This is a genomic window from Marinobacter sp. (genome assembly GCF_014859525.1).
Lineage (GTDB): Bacteria > Pseudomonadota > Gammaproteobacteria > Pseudomonadales > Oleiphilaceae > Marinobacter.
In genome coordinates, this window is the sequence record NZ_JACUUB010000018.1 from 26,856 (window position 1) to 42,790 (window position 15,935).

12 protein-coding genes and 1 pseudogene are annotated in these 15,935 nt (G+C 57.4%); 4 read left to right on the plus strand and 9 right to left on the minus strand.

Annotation, left to right across the window (positions count from 1 at the left end; all coding sequences use genetic code 11):
* Positions 1-212: 212 nt before the first annotated feature.
* From IBX51_RS06295 to IBX51_RS06315, 5 genes and pseudogenes are all read right to left on the minus strand, one after another.
* Complete coding sequence (locus IBX51_RS06295) at positions 213-566, minus strand: GGDEF domain-containing protein (protein ID WP_291829862.1); 354 nt, start codon at positions 564-566, stop codon at positions 213-215.
* 98 nt (positions 567-664) lie between these two features.
* Positions 665-1,546 (minus strand): annotated as a pseudogene (locus IBX51_RS06300) (7TM diverse intracellular signaling domain-containing protein); the annotation flags it as partial.
* A gap of 307 nt (positions 1,547-1,853) precedes the next feature.
* On the minus strand, positions 1,854-2,606 hold the full coding sequence (locus tag IBX51_RS06305; RefSeq protein WP_291829864.1) for a pseudouridine synthase: 753 nt from the start codon (positions 2,604-2,606) through the stop codon (positions 1,854-1,856).
* Positions 2,606-5,683 carry an efflux RND transporter permease subunit gene (locus tag IBX51_RS06310; RefSeq protein ID WP_291829866.1) on the minus strand — a complete coding sequence of 1,026 codons (3,078 nt, stop codon included), beginning with the start codon at positions 5,681-5,683 and terminating at the stop codon, positions 2,606-2,608. The genes IBX51_RS06305 and IBX51_RS06310 overlap by 1 nt, the downstream gene beginning before the upstream one ends.
* 5 nt (positions 5,684-5,688) lie before the next feature.
* A complete protein-coding gene (locus IBX51_RS06315; RefSeq protein WP_291829868.1) occupies positions 5,689-6,771 on the minus strand; it encodes an efflux RND transporter periplasmic adaptor subunit in 1,083 nt (360 codons plus the stop codon).
* A gap of 351 nt (positions 6,772-7,122) precedes the next feature.
* On the opposite strand from IBX51_RS06315, the gene ilvG reads away from it, so the two are divergent.
* The 3 genes from ilvG to ilvD all read left to right on the plus strand — a co-directional run bounded on the left by ilvG (position 7,123) and on the right by ilvD (position 10,854).
* The gene (gene ilvG / locus IBX51_RS06320; protein ID WP_291829871.1) at positions 7,123-8,823 is read left to right on the plus strand and encodes an acetolactate synthase 2 catalytic subunit; all 1,701 of its coding nucleotides are present in this window, start codon (positions 7,123-7,125) and stop codon (positions 8,821-8,823) included.
* Complete coding sequence (locus IBX51_RS06325) at positions 8,820-9,095, plus strand: ACT domain-containing protein (protein WP_367166342.1); 276 nt, start codon at positions 8,820-8,822, stop codon at positions 9,093-9,095. The genes ilvG and IBX51_RS06325 overlap by 4 nt, the downstream gene beginning before the upstream one ends.
* Before the next feature lie 82 nt (positions 9,096-9,177).
* The gene (ilvD, locus tag IBX51_RS06330; RefSeq protein ID WP_291829875.1) at positions 9,178-10,854 is read left to right on the plus strand and encodes a dihydroxy-acid dehydratase; all 1,677 of its coding nucleotides are present in this window, start codon (positions 9,178-9,180) and stop codon (positions 10,852-10,854) included.
* A 75-nt stretch (positions 10,855-10,929) separates the two neighbouring features.
* Here the strand turns inward: ilvD and cynS are convergent, their stop codons facing one another.
* The 4 genes from cynS to IBX51_RS06350 are packed head-to-tail and all read right to left on the minus strand — an operon-like array spanning position 10,930 to position 14,613.
* A complete protein-coding gene (gene cynS / locus IBX51_RS06335; RefSeq protein ID WP_291829877.1) occupies positions 10,930-11,373 on the minus strand; it encodes a cyanase in 444 nt (147 codons plus the stop codon).
* Positions 11,374-11,401: 28 nt separating this feature from the next.
* The gene (locus IBX51_RS06340) at positions 11,402-12,310 is read right to left on the minus strand and encodes an ABC transporter ATP-binding protein (protein ID WP_291829878.1); all 909 of its coding nucleotides are present in this window, start codon (positions 12,308-12,310) and stop codon (positions 11,402-11,404) included.
* A gap of 57 nt (positions 12,311-12,367) precedes the next feature.
* Positions 12,368-13,195 (minus strand): nitrate ABC transporter permease, encoded by an 828-nt coding sequence (gene ntrB / locus IBX51_RS06345; protein ID WP_291829879.1) that lies wholly within the window; start codon positions 13,193-13,195, stop codon positions 12,368-12,370.
* Positions 13,196-13,197: 2 nt separating this feature from the next.
* On the minus strand, positions 13,198-14,613 hold the full coding sequence (locus IBX51_RS06350; RefSeq protein ID WP_291829880.1) for an ABC transporter substrate-binding protein: 1,416 nt from the start codon (positions 14,611-14,613) through the stop codon (positions 13,198-13,200).
* Between the two features lie 301 nt (positions 14,614-14,914).
* On the opposite strand from IBX51_RS06350, the gene IBX51_RS06355 reads away from it, so the two are divergent.
* The coding region (locus tag IBX51_RS06355; protein WP_291829882.1) for a PAS domain-containing protein at positions 14,915-15,935 on the plus strand (1,021 nt) is incomplete at its 3' end.

Genomic DNA, 15,935 nt, shown 5'->3' on the forward strand with positions numbered 1-15,935 from the left:
TGTGACGGGATACCTGAAATGACATGTCATCACGTTTTCAGGCGCGCTATGGTTTGATCCATTAAACCCTCTGGAGCAAACCATGACCGACAGGCTTCGTTCAGGGGCGTAAGCTGCTGCACCCAACTCGGTAAGCAACAAGTCGTCGGGCTGACCAATGTACTGGAGGCCGACCATCCCTGGCCGTTGATCTCCCAGTTATCGAAAATCAACTACGTGGAGAACGACGCGCCGACGGCCTGACCTTGTGCCCGGTTAGTCACCACGCGGTTCCTGCCCTGACCTTTGGCTTCGTAGAGTGCTTCGTCGGCACAGGCGAAGATTTCTTTGGTGGCATCAGCACGGGCCGGCGAGACACTGCAAACGCCGATACTGATGGTCAGGTGCAAGATCTCTCCGGACACCCGGAAAGCCGTTTTCTCGATCTCCGCACGAATTCGCTCGGCAACCTTTTCGGCGCCTTCAAGCGGTGTATCCGGCAGCAACACCACAAACTCCTCACCGCCATAGCGAGCAGCCAGATCCTGCGGTCTGGTGACGTGGCGCTGAATGCAGCATGCGACCATCTTAAGGCAGTCATCGCCCACCAGATGACCGTAGGTGTCGTTGAAGGTTGAGTTGCGTTTTCAGTCAACAAATTCCGCGGCAGAAAAGTAAACTTGTTCAAGGCCAGAACAATGCCCCCGGAGAGCATAAACACCCAGGCGACGGTGTAATAACGGGCAGCGGGATCGTGCTTGACCCACCGCACAACACTCAGCACTAACATGGTGGTGCAGCCCACAGCGGCAATCAGAATGGTCGGCAAAATCATGTGTTTGTAAGGAATGAACAACCCTGCGGCAGCCGCCAGGCCCGATACTATAACCAAGGCGACGGTCCAGCGGTTGAGCCATGGGTGAGTCTCTGGCGTGACACTGATAAACCGGATACTGAAGGCACCACCGAACACGATCGTCAGATTCAGGAAAACAATGATCGACTGATCATTCCACCAGGTGCCCTCGGGCCACAAGTACTGAAAGCCAACGCCATGCAGGCTGGCAAGAAACAACGGCATAGCGGTGATATAGCCCACGTAATACAGAAAACTTCGCTCGCGCACCGCCAGGAAAACAAACAGATTGTAGAGAATCATCACAAACACAACACCATAATAAATGCCTTCCAGCATAGTTCGGCGATGGTCCGCTTCGTAAAACGCATCACGGTCCCAGAGCGTAAGCGGCACCTGCATAGAGCTGGTGGTTTCTACTCGCAAGTAAACCGAAACGGTCTCGCCTACCGGCAAAAGCATCGGCACAACAAAATGACGGTGGTGGATGGGGCGATCATGGAATGGTTGTTTATCACCCATAACGATGGGTTCAGCAGAGTCCGGCAGGTAGACCTCAATGTGGTCCAGCACCGGATAGCCAACTTCAACAAAACTGGCACGCTCAACGCCAGAAACGTTACTGACCTGAAACCGGAACCAGTAAACATCATTGCCATAACCAAAGTTCGCACTTTCGTTGCCAACCGCTGTCCACGCCTGCTCTGGCATTGCCTGCACTTGCTGCAAGGCGACTCGGCTGTCTTCCTGCCAATAATCCACATATTCGGCCAGCGCCACACGTTTGGAGTGCGCATCCCAGATAGCGGGCTCTGCCAACGCAAAAGCCGGTAACAGCAAGCCGAGGAAGATCAGGAATACAGAATAGAGTCTGGGCACGCCGGGCCTCGATAGATGAGTATTTCTTATAGTTATTGATGCTTGATTTGAAGTATGTACCAAGCCGCCGATGATCGCCCTTGATTGCTACCAATCAATGCAAAATGACAAATAAAGATACACAACGTTCATGAATCGATCAGAGGATGGTCAGTGATGCAATCAGACCGGGCGAAAAAATCCCCAGTACCGCCAAAAAACTCGCTTGCGGCTCGGCTCCGATCACAAGGGCTTTTCCGGTTACCGGATGAGCCAATGACAACCGCGTTGCCGCCAACATTAACCGGCCCTCACCAAAACGTTCAGCAAAATACCGATTATGCCGGCCCCGACCATGGTTGGCGTCGCCAATAATGGGATGGTTGATGTGCTTCATATGTCGGCGGAGCTGATGTTTACGGCCGGTTTTTGGGCTCAGTTCCACCAGACTGTAGCGGCTGGTGGGATAGCGTTCGATTTCCACCGGCAGTTCGGTGGTCGCCAGCCGACGATAGTGAGTGACTGCCTCGCGTGTGGGCATTTCCTGCCCCTTCAGTCGCCGGTCTTCAGGCTCATCTCTCAAAGGATGATCGATTTCGCCGGACTCCGGTGCCCAGCCACGCACCATCGCCAGATAGGTTTTGGACACTTCCCCCGCCATCATCGCCTGACCGACTATTCTGGCGGTTTCCGGATCGCGGGCAAACAGAAGCACGCCGGACGTAGGCCGGTCCAGGCGGTGCACCGGATACACATGATCGCCGTTGTTCAATGCCCGGGCGTACTGTAAGGCAAACTCGGTTTCGTGCCTGTCGATCGGGCTTCGGTGCACCAGCAAGCCGGCAGGCTTGTGTACCGCCAGCAACCATGGATCGCGATAAAGTTCGGTCAGGGGGTTGGTGTGGCAGCCCATCAGGAGTCACGACCGATCAATGCCCGGAAACGCTGCCCGGCTTTGTCGCCCAACACCAGCAGTGCCGGTGTCAGAAGCAGGGTCAACAACGTGGCAAAGGCCAGGCCACCGGCAATCGCACTGGACAGTTGAGTCCACCATTGAGTTGACGGCGCGCCCAATCCCAGCGAAGGCGACAGTAAATCGACATTGACGCCAAGCACCATCGGCATCAACCCCAATATCGTGGTGATGGCGGTTAACAGCACAGGTCGGAAACGCAGGCAGCCGGTTTCCAGGGCTGCCTCATAGGCGGCCTTGCCTTCTTTCTTCAATTGATTATAGGTGTCTATCAGAATGATGTTGTTGTTCACCACAATGCCCGCCAGGGCGATAACCCCCATGCCAACCATTACAATGCCGAACGACTGGCCATTGAGCAGCAAACCCAGCAAGACACCCGCCGTTGACAACACAATGGCAGAGAGAATCAGGAAGGTCTGGTACAGCGAGTTAAACTGTGTGACCAGAATCAGAAGCATCATGCCGATTGCCACTGCAAAGGCCGTCATCAGGAAGTTCGCCGCCTGCTGCTGATCCTCGTTCTCACCGGCGAAGCGAACACTCACGCCCTCTGGTGGCTCAGGCGTGTCCGCCTGCAGGCTGCGCAGCACCTCGTCCATGCGTCTGCCCGGTGCCACATCCGATTTGATGGTAACCGTACGCTGGCCGTCCACACGCATAATGGTTCCAGTCTTTTGGCCAGGCTCCAGGGTGACAAATTCAGAGAGCGGCACCTGCCCTCTGGGCGTGTTGATCGTCTGGCGCTGCAGGTGATCCAGTTCGCGCCAGTTGTTGGGCACACGCACCGCGATGTCTACCTCATCCCGCACATCTTCCGGCCGATAGGTTGCCAACACCAGGCCATTGGTGACCAGGCGCACAGCGCTGCCAATGCTAAGCACATCGGTGCCAAAGCGGGCGGCCGCCTCACGATCAACCTGCAAGCGCCATTCGATGCCCGGCAAACTGCGATCATCTTCAATATCGACAAAGCCACCCAACTCGCGCATGCGGTTCTGGAGCTCGTCAACGTAACCGTCCAGATCACCAACATTCATGCTGCTGACCAGCAATTCAATGGGCTTGCCGCCGGCCGGTCCTCCCTCCTGCTTTCGAAACTCAAGTTCTATTCCCGCAATATCCGCGGTGCGTTCCCGAAAATCATTCAGAATCTCTGTGGCCGTGCGGCGGGTAAACCAGTCGTTAAACTGGAATTGCAACACACCAATAACATCCGGTGCCAACTGGCTGCTGGTCGCCAGCATCGAGCGGGCATACAGCGCTTTCACTTCAGGCATGCTTTGCAGTCGTTGCTCCACCTGCCGCACAACCACATCCCGTTCCCACACCGACAAATCACCACGGGCGCGCACCTGCACCTGGGCAGAATCCGGCTCGACACTCGGGAAAAACTCAACACCATGATTGAACCGGCCGTAAGTTGCATAGATCAGTATGATCAGCACCAACGCACCGAGCAAAGTGAACCCCGGACTGCGCAGCAGGGTGCTCAGTGTGCGCCGGTAAAGCAACACGAACCGGCTTTCTGTCGCATCCTGATGAGAACGGCGTCCGCCACTGACACCCCCCAACACAGGCAAAAAAACCAGCGCCATCGCCAGCGATGCAATCAGGGAGATCAGCACCGTCATGGGCAGGAACTTCATAAACTCACCAACGACCCCTGGCCAGAACAGCAACGGCACAAACACCGCCAACGTGGTCGCCGTGGAGGCAATGACCGGCCAGGCCATTCGAGACGCCGCCTCTACCCAAGCCGTTTTGACTGGCTGACCATCACTGAGATTACGGTCTGCCAGCTCAGACACCACAATCGCGCCATCCACCAACATACCCGCCACCAGAATCAGGCTGAACAGCACCACAATATTCAGGGTCAGCCCCATGCTCCAGATCACCAGAATCGCGGTCAGAAACGCTCCGGGAATGGTGAGACCCACCAGAAAGGCAGAGCGCGGGCCCATGGCCGCAATAACCACGATAATCACCAGAACGATGGCCGTCATCACGTTGTTCAGGAGGTCTGAAAGAATATCCTGCACTTCCTCGGACTGATCCATGATGTAGCGGATTTCCAGAGCGTCCGGAAGGCGGGGACGAGCCTCGTCGATCAGCGCCTGGATCTTATCGATGGTTTCGATGATGTTGGCACCCGAACGCTTTGACACTTCCAGCACCAGTGCAGGTTCGCCATTGATCCGGGCAAAACCGGTGGGGTCTTTGAAGGTGCGCTGCAACATGGCAACATCACCGAAGGTGACAACCGTGTCGCCCTCCACCTTCACCGGCATCGACATAACATCCTCAATCGTCTCGATCACACCGGGTACTTTTAATGCCATCCGGCCATGACCAGTGTCCAGCGAACCCGCCGCAACCAGCTGGTTGTTTCGCCGGACCAATGAAGCCAACTGGTCAAAATCGATGCCGTAACTCTCCAACACCTGGGCATCCACCACAACCTCCAGAAGGTCCTCACGGTCGCCCCCGATGTCCACTTCCAACACTTCGGGAATCGCTTCGACCGCATCTTGAAGGCGACGGGCAACGGTGATCAATTCGCGCTCAGACAAGGGGCCAGACAAGCCAATAGACAAAACAGGAAACAACGACACGTTGATTTCGTTCACTCGCGGCTCGTCCGCTTCCTGAGGCAATTTACTGCGGGCCGTGTCGACTTTTTCGCGGACATCCTGAAGGGCTTTATCGGGATTAAACCCGGCATCAAACTCCAGCATCACCGAGGCGCGGCCTTCCGAGGCCGTACCTCGCATCTGCTTGATGCCTTCCAGTGACCTGAGCTCCTGTTCCATCGGGCGCACCAACAGCCGCTCCGCATCTTCCGGGCTGATGCCTTCAAGCGCCATAGACACGTAGATCATTGGAATGGTGACGTCCGGATTGGACTCCTTAGGAATCGCCTGATAAGCCGCCGTGCCGCCCAACAACAAAAACAAGAACAACAGTAAGGTGGTGCGACTGCGGTCCATGGCCGCCGAGATCAACGCTCTCATTGTCATTAACCCCGCTGGTCTGAACGGTCAACAAACTTGACCGCCTCGCCCTCAGCCACAAATCCGCCACCGCGGGTGATCAGCCGAATCTCGTCCGGCAAGCCAGATACCCAGGCACCGTTGGTGCCCACACTCAGCAACCTGACCGTTTTGAACACCACGGTGCTGTTGTCATCCACGTACTTCACGCCTGGGCGGCCATCGTCATCCAGACTGAGGTACGCCGGTGAGATAAAGATGGCATCCTGCTCGGGCAACAAAATATTCAGGTTGGCAGTACCGCCAGCAGCGCGCTTGTGTTCGGGATTCTCTACCACGATCTCTACAGCAAAACTCCGGGTTTCCGGGTTCGCGGCGCTGGCCACAAAGCTGACCACACCCGCCAGCCGAGACCCATCCAACAACACAACTTCAACGGCCTGCCCTGGCTGAGCATCCTGCACGGCCTGCTGGGGTATTCTGCCGGTCGCTTTCAGTCGATCGATCTGGACAAGTTCGAGCAGCGGAGTGCCAACCTGCACCAGCGTACCCTGGTCAACCTCTCTTCGATTAACCACAGCATCAAACGGGGCCCTGGGGGTCAGGTGCTCGACCGCCAGTTCCGCCGCCGCCAGTTCAGCCCGGGCAGCCGCCAGGTCACTTTGTAGCCCCAGAATATCAGTCTCGGCCGCCAGGTTACTGGCCCGCAACCGGCGAGCTGCAGCAAGATCTGCTTCCAGCTTCTGGATGCTGGCACGCCAGCGCGCGACGACAGAATCCCGACCATCAACAGAAAGCGTCAACAACGCCTGGCCCGCCTCCACGGACTGACCAAGCTGCGCCTGCATGCGTTCAACGGTGCCCGCTACCCGGGCACTCACCATCACCTCACGCCAGGGCTCAAGTTGCCCCTGAAGCTTCAGGGTGGGTTGATAGGCAGTCGCTTTCAGCGTCTCGACTTCAACCTGAGTAAGCTCCGCTTCCTGATCCTGTGGTTCATCAGGAGCCTGCTTGCTCGCCACCTTCACATCACCGGTGGCCATCCAGATAACCAATATCACCAGAATCAGGAGCGACAACCCAAGCGAACCGAGTTTTGCTTTCGTCATGTATTACTCACGCAGAATCATTCTTGTTAAAGGCACCGGCAACCACTCGCTGTGCAAGCCGAGGCCTGGTTTCTGACAATAACCGGCAATAAACAGTTGCAACCGGTTTAAAACGTGGGTTAGATTCTACACACATTGTTTGAATCAATTCAGAGCAGACTGTCGATTTTATGAATCTCAACGCAGTGGTCGTCCTTGTAAAGCTAGTCCTGGTGGTCGTGGTACCGTCCGGGGGCTTTTGCGTGGACATGCGGGTGAGATAGCGACAACCTGACAAAGACACCAGAAACCCCCGGCACCGCAAGGTCCCGGGGGTTTCTTTTTGCGGCAAAGAAAAAGGGGAAAACGACCATGAACGGCGCACAGCACATTCTTGAAGCGTTCCATCGCCACAACATCAGCACGGTTTTCGGCTATCCGGGCGGCTGCATCATGCCGTTGTACGACGCACTGGTGGATGATGTCGGCGTGGAACACGTGCTGTGCCGGCACGAGCAGGCCTGCGCCCTGGCCGCCGACGGCTATGCCCGCGCCAGCGGCCAGATCGGAGTGTGCATCGCCACCTCCGGCCCCGGCGCCACCAACCTGATCACCGGCGTGGCCAATGCCTACATGGATTCAACCCCGATGCTGGTCATCACCGGGCAGGTACCCTCGGGCCTGATCGGCACCGATGCCTTCCAGGAAACCGACATTCTGGGTATGACCCTGGGCATCGTGAAGCACAACTATCTGGTGGACGATGCAAACGCCCTGCCCGCGATCATGGAGCAAGCCATAACCCTGGCCAAAAGCGGCCGGCCTGGGCCGGTATGGATTGATATTCCGAAGAACATGCTGCTGGCCGAGGTGACCACGCCGGCGCTGAAGACGGCGCCAGAACCTGAAGCCGACTGTCCGGATATTGCCCGAGCCATATCGCTGCTGCGCGCGGCAAAGAAACCACTGCTTTACAGCGGCGGTGGGGTGTCGCTGGCCGGCGCCGAAGATCGCTTCCGCGCCTTCGCAAAAGCAGCCGCGATGCCTGGGGTGGTCACGCTCAAGGGCATTGGCAACCCTGGCAAGAACAACCCCTACAACTTGGGCATGCTCGGCATGCACGGCTCCCGGGCGGCCAACAAGGCGGTCGATGAGTGTGACTTGCTGTTGGTGGTTGGCGCCCGTCTGGACGACCGGGCCACCGGCAAGCTGGACACCTTTGCCCCCAATGCCCGGCTGATCCACATCGATGCCGACAGCGCTGAGATCAATAAACTGCGACCGGCCGACCTGGCCATGCGTGGCGATCTGAACGCCATTCTCGCCGCCATGACCCAAGCCATTGCTGAGGAGCCTCTGGCGATCCATGACTGGCAGAAACAGTGCAAAACCTGGCACACCACCGGCGGCTTTCAGGCAGCGGATAACGAAGAGTCCCTGGCGCCCATTGCAGGCCCGGCCTTTATCCGCCAGCTGTCCCGAATCGCACCGGATGACACCGTCATTGCCTGTGACGTTGGCCAGCATCAGATGTGGGTGGCCCAGCATTATGAGTTTGCTCACCCGCGCCATCACCTTACCAGTGGCGGCCTGGGCACCATGGGCTTCGGCTTGCCGGCGGCGATTGGCGCGCAGTTTGCCGACCGCAACAGCACGGTGATCAATGTAACCGGCGACGGCTCGTTCATGATGAACGCCCAGGAACTGGCGACCATTCGCCGTTATAACCTGCCGCTGAAGTTGATCATTCTGGACAATCAGTGCCTGGGTATGGTGCGCCAGCAGCAGGAGCTGTTCTACAACAACCGGGAAAGCCACATCAATCTGGACGACAACCCGGATTTTGTGGCGATGGCGCGGGCCTTTGATATTCCGGCGCTGTTCATCGAGCGCACGGATCAGATTCGCCGGGGCATAGAGACCATTCTGGCCTACAAAGGCCCGATGCTGCTGCACGTGGCCATCAGCCGCGAGGAAAACGTGTGGCCGATTGTGAAGCCCGGGGGCAGTAATAAAGAGATGATTGATGAAACCCGACGCACCAGCACAAACTCGAAGGAGCAGGTAGCATGAGCCCACAGGCGGATAGTTCTATGCCCAGTTATACCTTGAATTGCCGGATGAATCAGGAGGCGGCGGCGTTGGAGCGGCTGTGCCGGGTGGTGCGGGTTCGGGGGTTCCGGATTTCGCGGATGACGATGGAGTCTGCCGGGGCGCATCTGGATATTGCACTCACTCTGGAAGGCTCTCGCTCAGTTTCCATGCTGCAATCGCAACTGGAAAAGCTACATACGGTGGCGGAGGTTGCTGTTGTTCAGTCTGCGGGTGTTCGGGCGGTTTCTTAAAATTGTTGCACTTATCGGCTTTGTGGGTTTCGCTGGGGAGAGACAGAGTCCGTTTACAACATTTGATTGAGAGGTTTTGCTAATGACCACGGATAAACGACGTCGGTATTCGGCACCGGTGGTGGATGGGATCAACAAGTCGGCCGGTCGGGCGATGTTGCGGGCGGTGGGGTTTACCGATGAGGATTTCCGGAAGCCTCAGATTGGCATTGCTTCCACCTGGAGCAATCTGACGCCGTGCAATATGCACATTGACGGCCTGGCCCGAGAAGCCGCCAAAGGCGCCGATGCGGCCGGGGGCAAGGCTCTGATCTTTAACACCATTACCATTTCCGATGGCATTGCCAACGGCACCGAGGGCATGAAGTATTCGCTGGTGTCACGGGAGGTGATTGCGGATTCCATTGAGACCGTGGCCGGTTGTGAAGGGTTTGACGGGCTGGTGGCGATTGGCGGCTGTGACAAGAACATGCCGGGTTGTCTGATGGGGCTGGCGCGGTTGAACCGGCCGTCGGTGTTTGTTTACGGCGGTACCATTCTGCCGGGTGAGAACCACACGGATATCATCTCGGTGTTTGAGGCCGTTGGTGCCCATGCCCAGGGCAAGATGGATCTGATTGAGGTGAAGCAGATCGAGGAGACGGCAATTCCGGGGCCGGGTTCCTGTGGCGGCATGTACACCGCCAATACCATGGCATCCGCCATCGAGGCGATGGGCATGAGTTTGCCGGGTAGTTCGGCACAGAATGCGGTGTCGGACACCAAACTGGCCGATTGCGCGGCCGCCGGTGCGGCGGTGTTGAAGCTACTGGAAGCGGACATAAAGCCTTCCGACATCATGACCCGCGAGGCATTCGAGAACGCGATTACCGTAGTGATCACCCTGGGCGGCTCCACCAATGCGGTGCTGCACTTGCTGGGCATGGCCAGTACCGCCGGTATCGAGCTGTCGCTGGAGGATTTCGTGCGCATTGGCAAGACGGTTCCGGTGCTGGCCGACTTGCGCCCATCCGGCCACTACATGATGTCTGAGCTGGTCGCCATCGGCGGTATTCAGCCCCTGATGCGAATGCTGCTGGACCGGGGCCTGTTGCACGGCGACTGCATGACGGTAACCGGCAAGACCCTGGCCGAAAACCTGGCAACCGTGGCGCCCTATCCGGACGATCAGCAGATCATCCGAGCCTTTGAAAACCCGATCAAAGCAGACAGCCATTTACGCATTCTGTTTGGCAACCTGGCGCCGGAAGGCTCGGTGGCCAAGATTACCGGCAAGGAAGGCACCCACTTCTCCGGCCGGGCGCGGGTGTTCCATTCCGAGGAAGAAGCCCAGGAGCGCATTCTCGACGGCACCGTGGTGGCCGGCGATGTGCTGGTGATTCGCTACGAAGGCCCCAAAGGCGGCCCGGGCATGCGCGAAATGCTCAGCCCCACCTCCGCGATCATGGGCAAGGGTCTGGGCAGCGATGTGGCGCTGATCACCGATGGCCGTTTCTCCGGTGGCAGTCATGGTTTTGTGGTCGGTCACATCACCCCGGAAGCCGCCGTTGGAGGCCCGATCGCACTGGTGGAGGATGGCGACACCATCACCATCGATGCCGTCAACAACTCGATCCTGCTGGAGATTTCTGACGAAGAAATGGCCCAACGGCAAGAAGCCTGGACCCCACCCGAGCCCAGATTTACCCGAGGTGTGTTGGCCAAATACGCTCGCACTGTGAGTTCTGCATCTACTGGGGCTGTTACTGACTTGCCTTAGTTCGGCTTGGAGGATACGCGCAAGCCCGCCCGCGCCCCAAAAGGCTACGAGCGGGCAAACTCCATACTCAAATAATCACCAAGCCTTATAGGGCAAAAACTTCCCATTCAAAGTAACCACCACCCGGTCACCCTTAGGGTTCTCCTCTTTCTCGATGTCCATGGTGAAGTCGATTGCACTCATGATGCCGTCACCGAACTTCTCGTGGATCAGCGCTTTCATGGTGTCGCCGTACACCCCTACCATCTCGTACAGACGATAGATCAGCGGATCTTGCGGAATGCCGCCTTCCCAAGACTTCTTCGGGCAAACCTGCAGCGTTTCCGCGATCGGTTTGTCCAGGCCCAGGGTCTCGCACAGGGCGAAGGCCTTGTCTTCGGTCAGGCTGTTCATGCCCAGGCACGCCGAGGTAGTGAACACCGGCGACAAGCCAACGGCCTCGGCAATCGCTTCCCAGGTCATACCCTTGGACACTTTGGCTTCCAGGATTTTTGCGGTCATCAGTTCTTTGTTCATCATGGTCATTTCCTCTTGTGGACAATCAAGGTCAGGCATTCACCGCTCGCGCGGCTGTTTCAGTTTCGGTATCAGGTTTGGCAGGCGCCGGTTTGGGCGCTGCATCACCTGCGCTGGGGTCAATCACTTTCGGGGTGCCATCCTGTTCCGGCTGAGCGGAACCGCTGCGGTTAACCAAAAAGTCGACCAGGTAATCACGAATCTTGTGATGAGCAGGGTTCTGGAAAATGGTGGCCCGGGAGCGTGGGTGCGGCAGGTTTACCTGCACACTCTCGGCAATGCGGGCGTTGGGGCCATTCGACATCAGGAAGATGCGATCAGACAGCAGAATGGCCTCATCCACATCGTGGGTGATCATGAACACGGTCTGGCGGGTTTCTTCCCAGATTTTCACCAGCTCGTCCTGAATCACCCCTCGAGTGAGCGCATCCAGCGCTCCGAACGGCTCGTCCAATAACAGCAGTTCCGGCTGGGTGGCAAAGGCGCGGGCAATACTGACCCGCTGGCGCATGCCGCCCGAGAGCTGGGACGGCTTGCGGTTTAACGCGTGGTCCAGGCCGACCATCTTCAGGTAGCGCTCGCTGTGCTCGCGCACCTTGTCTTTAGACCATTTCGGCCAGCGCGCCTTCACGGCAAAGATGATGTTGTTCAGCGCGGTCTTCCAGGGCAGCAAGCTGTAGTTCTGGAACACCACGCCCCGCTCAAGGCCCGGGCCTTTTACTTCTTTACCGTTCATCACCACGTTGCCAGAGCTGGCTTCGTCCAGGCCAGCCAGCACGTTCAGAATGGTGGACTTGCCGCAGCCAGAGTGGCCGATGATGCAAACAAACTCACCTTTCTGCAGGGCAAAGCGGATGTCTTCAAACACGGTCAGATCACCGCCCTGGCCATCGGGGTACACCTTGGACAGACCATCTACTTCCAGGAATGGCTTACTCATAACAGTTCTCCAGTCGGAGGGTTCTGGCGGGCGCCCTGTTCCGGGCGCCCGGCCCACTCATTCTTTGTATTCAACCAGCTTCTGGGCTTTGCCCAGGGCCAGGTCGAGCAGCATGCCCACCACCCCGATCATCAGGATGGAGAAGATCACACTCGACAGGTCCAGGTTGTTCCACTCGTTCCACACGTAGTAGCCGATACCAGTGCCGCCCACGAGCATTTCTGCGGCCACAATCACCAGCCAGGCAATGCCGATGGAGATGCGCATACCGGTCAGGATGGTCGGCGCAGCCGCCGGCAGAATCACCGTAATCGCAGTCTTGAACGGATTGAGCTCATGAGTTCGGGCCACGTTGACCCAATCCGAGCGCACGTTGGCCACGCCAAAGGCGGTGTTCAACAACATGGGCCAGATGGAACAGATAAAGATCACGAAGATGGCCGAGGCGTCAGAGTCCTGAATAATGAACAGGGCCAGCGGCATCCAGGCCAGGGGCGAGATCGGTCGCAGTACCTGAATGTACGGATTGAGCGCCTTGTACATCAGCGGTGACATACCGATCAGAAAACCTAACGGCAGTGCAATCGCCATGGCCGCCAGGTAACCGGTCAGCACCCGATACACCGAGTAGGCTAACTGGATGCCGATGCCTTTATCGTTGGCGCCGGCGTCGTAGAACGGGTTGGACAGCTCCGCCCAGGCCACCTTGATCACAGCAGAGGGTGGCGGCACACGGGATTCCTGCCCCGAGATGCCCATCAGTAATTCGTATTCCGAGGTGGCTTGTGTCGCCGCCGGCGGCTGAGTGGACATTTCCCATAATCCTAACGCCAGGATCAGGAAGGAAATAGACAACAGTGCTGCTCTGACATTAAGAGACGCCATGATCACAACCTCCCGATCGCAAAGCTGCGGGCGTACTCTTCGGCCTTTTCAGGGTCAAAGGTCTTGCCCATGATGGTGTGATTCTTATAGGTGGTCTCTGGCGCGTCGTAACCCATCTCGCGCATCAGCTTGCCGGTTTCACCCGCCAGATAGACCTGTTCTGCAATCCCTTTGTAGTCCACATCACCCTCGATGTAGCCCCAGCGTTTCATCTGGGTGAGAATCCACACGCCCATGGAGTGCCAGGGGAACGGATCGAAATCAATACGATCGGGCACATCCTTCACCTCGCCCAGGCCATCCGCGTATCGACCGGTCAGCACTTGCTGGATCACCGGTACCGGCTGGTTCAGGTAGTTCCGCGGCGCTATCACCTCGGCGATTTCTCTACGATTATCCGGATCGTTGGAGTACTGGGTGGCGTCGATAATGGCTCGCAGCAAGGCACCGTAGGTGTTCGGGTTCTGGGAAGCGAACTTCTGGCTGCAGGCGAATGCGCAGCAGGGGTGACCATCCCAGATGTCTTTGGTGAGCATGTGAATAAAGCCAACCTTTTCCCAGACTGCACGCTGGTTGAAGGGGTCTGGTGACAGGTAGCCATCCAGGTTGCCGGCGCGCAGGTTGGCGACCATCTCCGGTGGCGGAACTACCCGGATCTGCACGTCTTTGTCTGGATCGATGCCGTTTTCGGCCAAGTAGTAGCGCAACAGGAAGTTGTGCATGGAATACTCGAACGGCACTCCAAATTTGAAGCCTTTCCACTGCTTTGGATCGCGCTTGTCCATGTGGTCGACGTGCAGCACGATGGCCTGGCCATTGATGTTCTCAACCGCCGGCATGATGAAAGGTTCCGGAGTGGAACCTGCGCCCATCGTCATGGCCAATGGCATCGGTGTCAGCATGTGCGAGGCGTCGTATTCACCCGCCAGCGACTTGTCCCGGGCAACTGCCCAGCCAGCCGTTTTGGTGACCGTCACGTCCAGGCCATAACGCTCATAGAAACCCATCGGCGCCGCCATGATGATGGGCGTGGCGCAGGTAATGGGTACAAAGCCGACGTTCAGCTTGGTTTTCTCAAGCTTGCCAAGAGATTCCTTTACCGCTGCCTTGGCTTTTTCCATCGGGAAGACCGAACCCAGCAACGCAGCCGCTGTGCCCGCTCCCATCATCTTCATAAAGCTGCGGCGGCTGTGATCGTTATGACCAAACACCGAACGCACCACGGCACTTTCAATCGCGCGATCCATCATCGCTTCAGAATCCAACGCTGCTGCGGAGGCCGATGCTGCAGGCTGCCGAAGGTTCAGCGATACCGACGGCATGTCCTGCCCGGGCTGGCACTCCGGGCAGCCACAGGTTTTCGCATGGATCAGTGACTGATCACCATCAAACGGGTTGCCAAGGCTTTTTGTCGTCATGGGGCACTCTCCCTACTCTCAGATGTTTTTTGCACTATTTTGGTGCGGAAAAGTTTTTGCTGAGGCCTGTTAAGGTTCGAAACCTCGGACTTTCGCACTTTCTGAGTAAGCTTTAGCGGGGATCGTGCCAACTTTTTCTATATTTTTATCTTATTGTTTTAAAACAATTTTTATAAGAACACAAAACTGTCAATCACTACGGAATTTCGTATTCAACGATTTTTCGTAGTAATTTTTTCGAGTTTTCGTAGTTGGCACAGGCTTTGTTTGGGGTAGGCCATGACCCAACCGGATACCCAACATGACGCACCCTTATTCCCCTGATGATTACCGCTGGATTGACCACCTGCCCGAGGCTGCCCTGCTGGTCGATGCTGGCCAAGACCTGATTCTTGCCGCCAACAGCGCCATGGGACGAATGGCCGGCACAGACCGGCATTCCATTACCAATAACCCTTGTACCTGGCTGTTTCCCGACCAGCGCCCGCAGCTCATTAACTTCACCGAAGAGACCCTGTTCCGCAGCCACGGCTGGAGCCGGGATTTCAGCCTGAAGCACCGGGATGGCCACACCGTCGAGCTGGAGATTTCGTCATCTTGTGTTGGTGAGGCCGAAGCCCAAACTCTATTGCTGTTACTGCGCGACCGCAGGCAACTGAGAACACTCCGGGAACGCCATGAGGCCAATCATTACCATCGGGGTGGGTTGCTGGAGTGGCAGCGGGTAGAGGAACTGTTCAAAGATATGGAGCGGGAGAATCAGCTGATTCTGCACGCCGTTGGTGAAGGCATTTATGGCGTAGACGCAGAAGGCCGCACTACGTTCGCCAACCCCGCAGCGGAACGAATGCTGGGCTGGCGCATGGATGAGCTGATGGGCCGGGTGATCCATCGGGTGGTGCACCATTCCCACGAAGACGGCAGCCTGTTCCCCCTGAAAGACTGCCCCATTTACGGCGCCTTTCGGGACGCCAGTATCAAACGGGTGGGCGACGACTGGTTCTGGCGCAAAGACGGCACCGGCTTCCCGGTGGAATACACCAGCACACCGATTCTGGATAACGGCCACCCGGTGGGTGCGGTGGTGGTGTTCCGGGACATTTCCCCGCGCCTGCAGGCACAGCAGGAATTGCAGCAGGCGCTGGAGGAAGTGGAAAACCTCAAGCGCCGGCTGGAAATGGAAAACGCCTACCTGCAGGAAGAACTCAGCGCCGAGTTCCATTTTCACGAGATTCTGGGCCAAAGCGATGCCATCAAAGTCATCGTGCGGCGCATTGGCATGGTCGCCCCGACCGATGCCAACGTTCTGATCACCGGCGAAT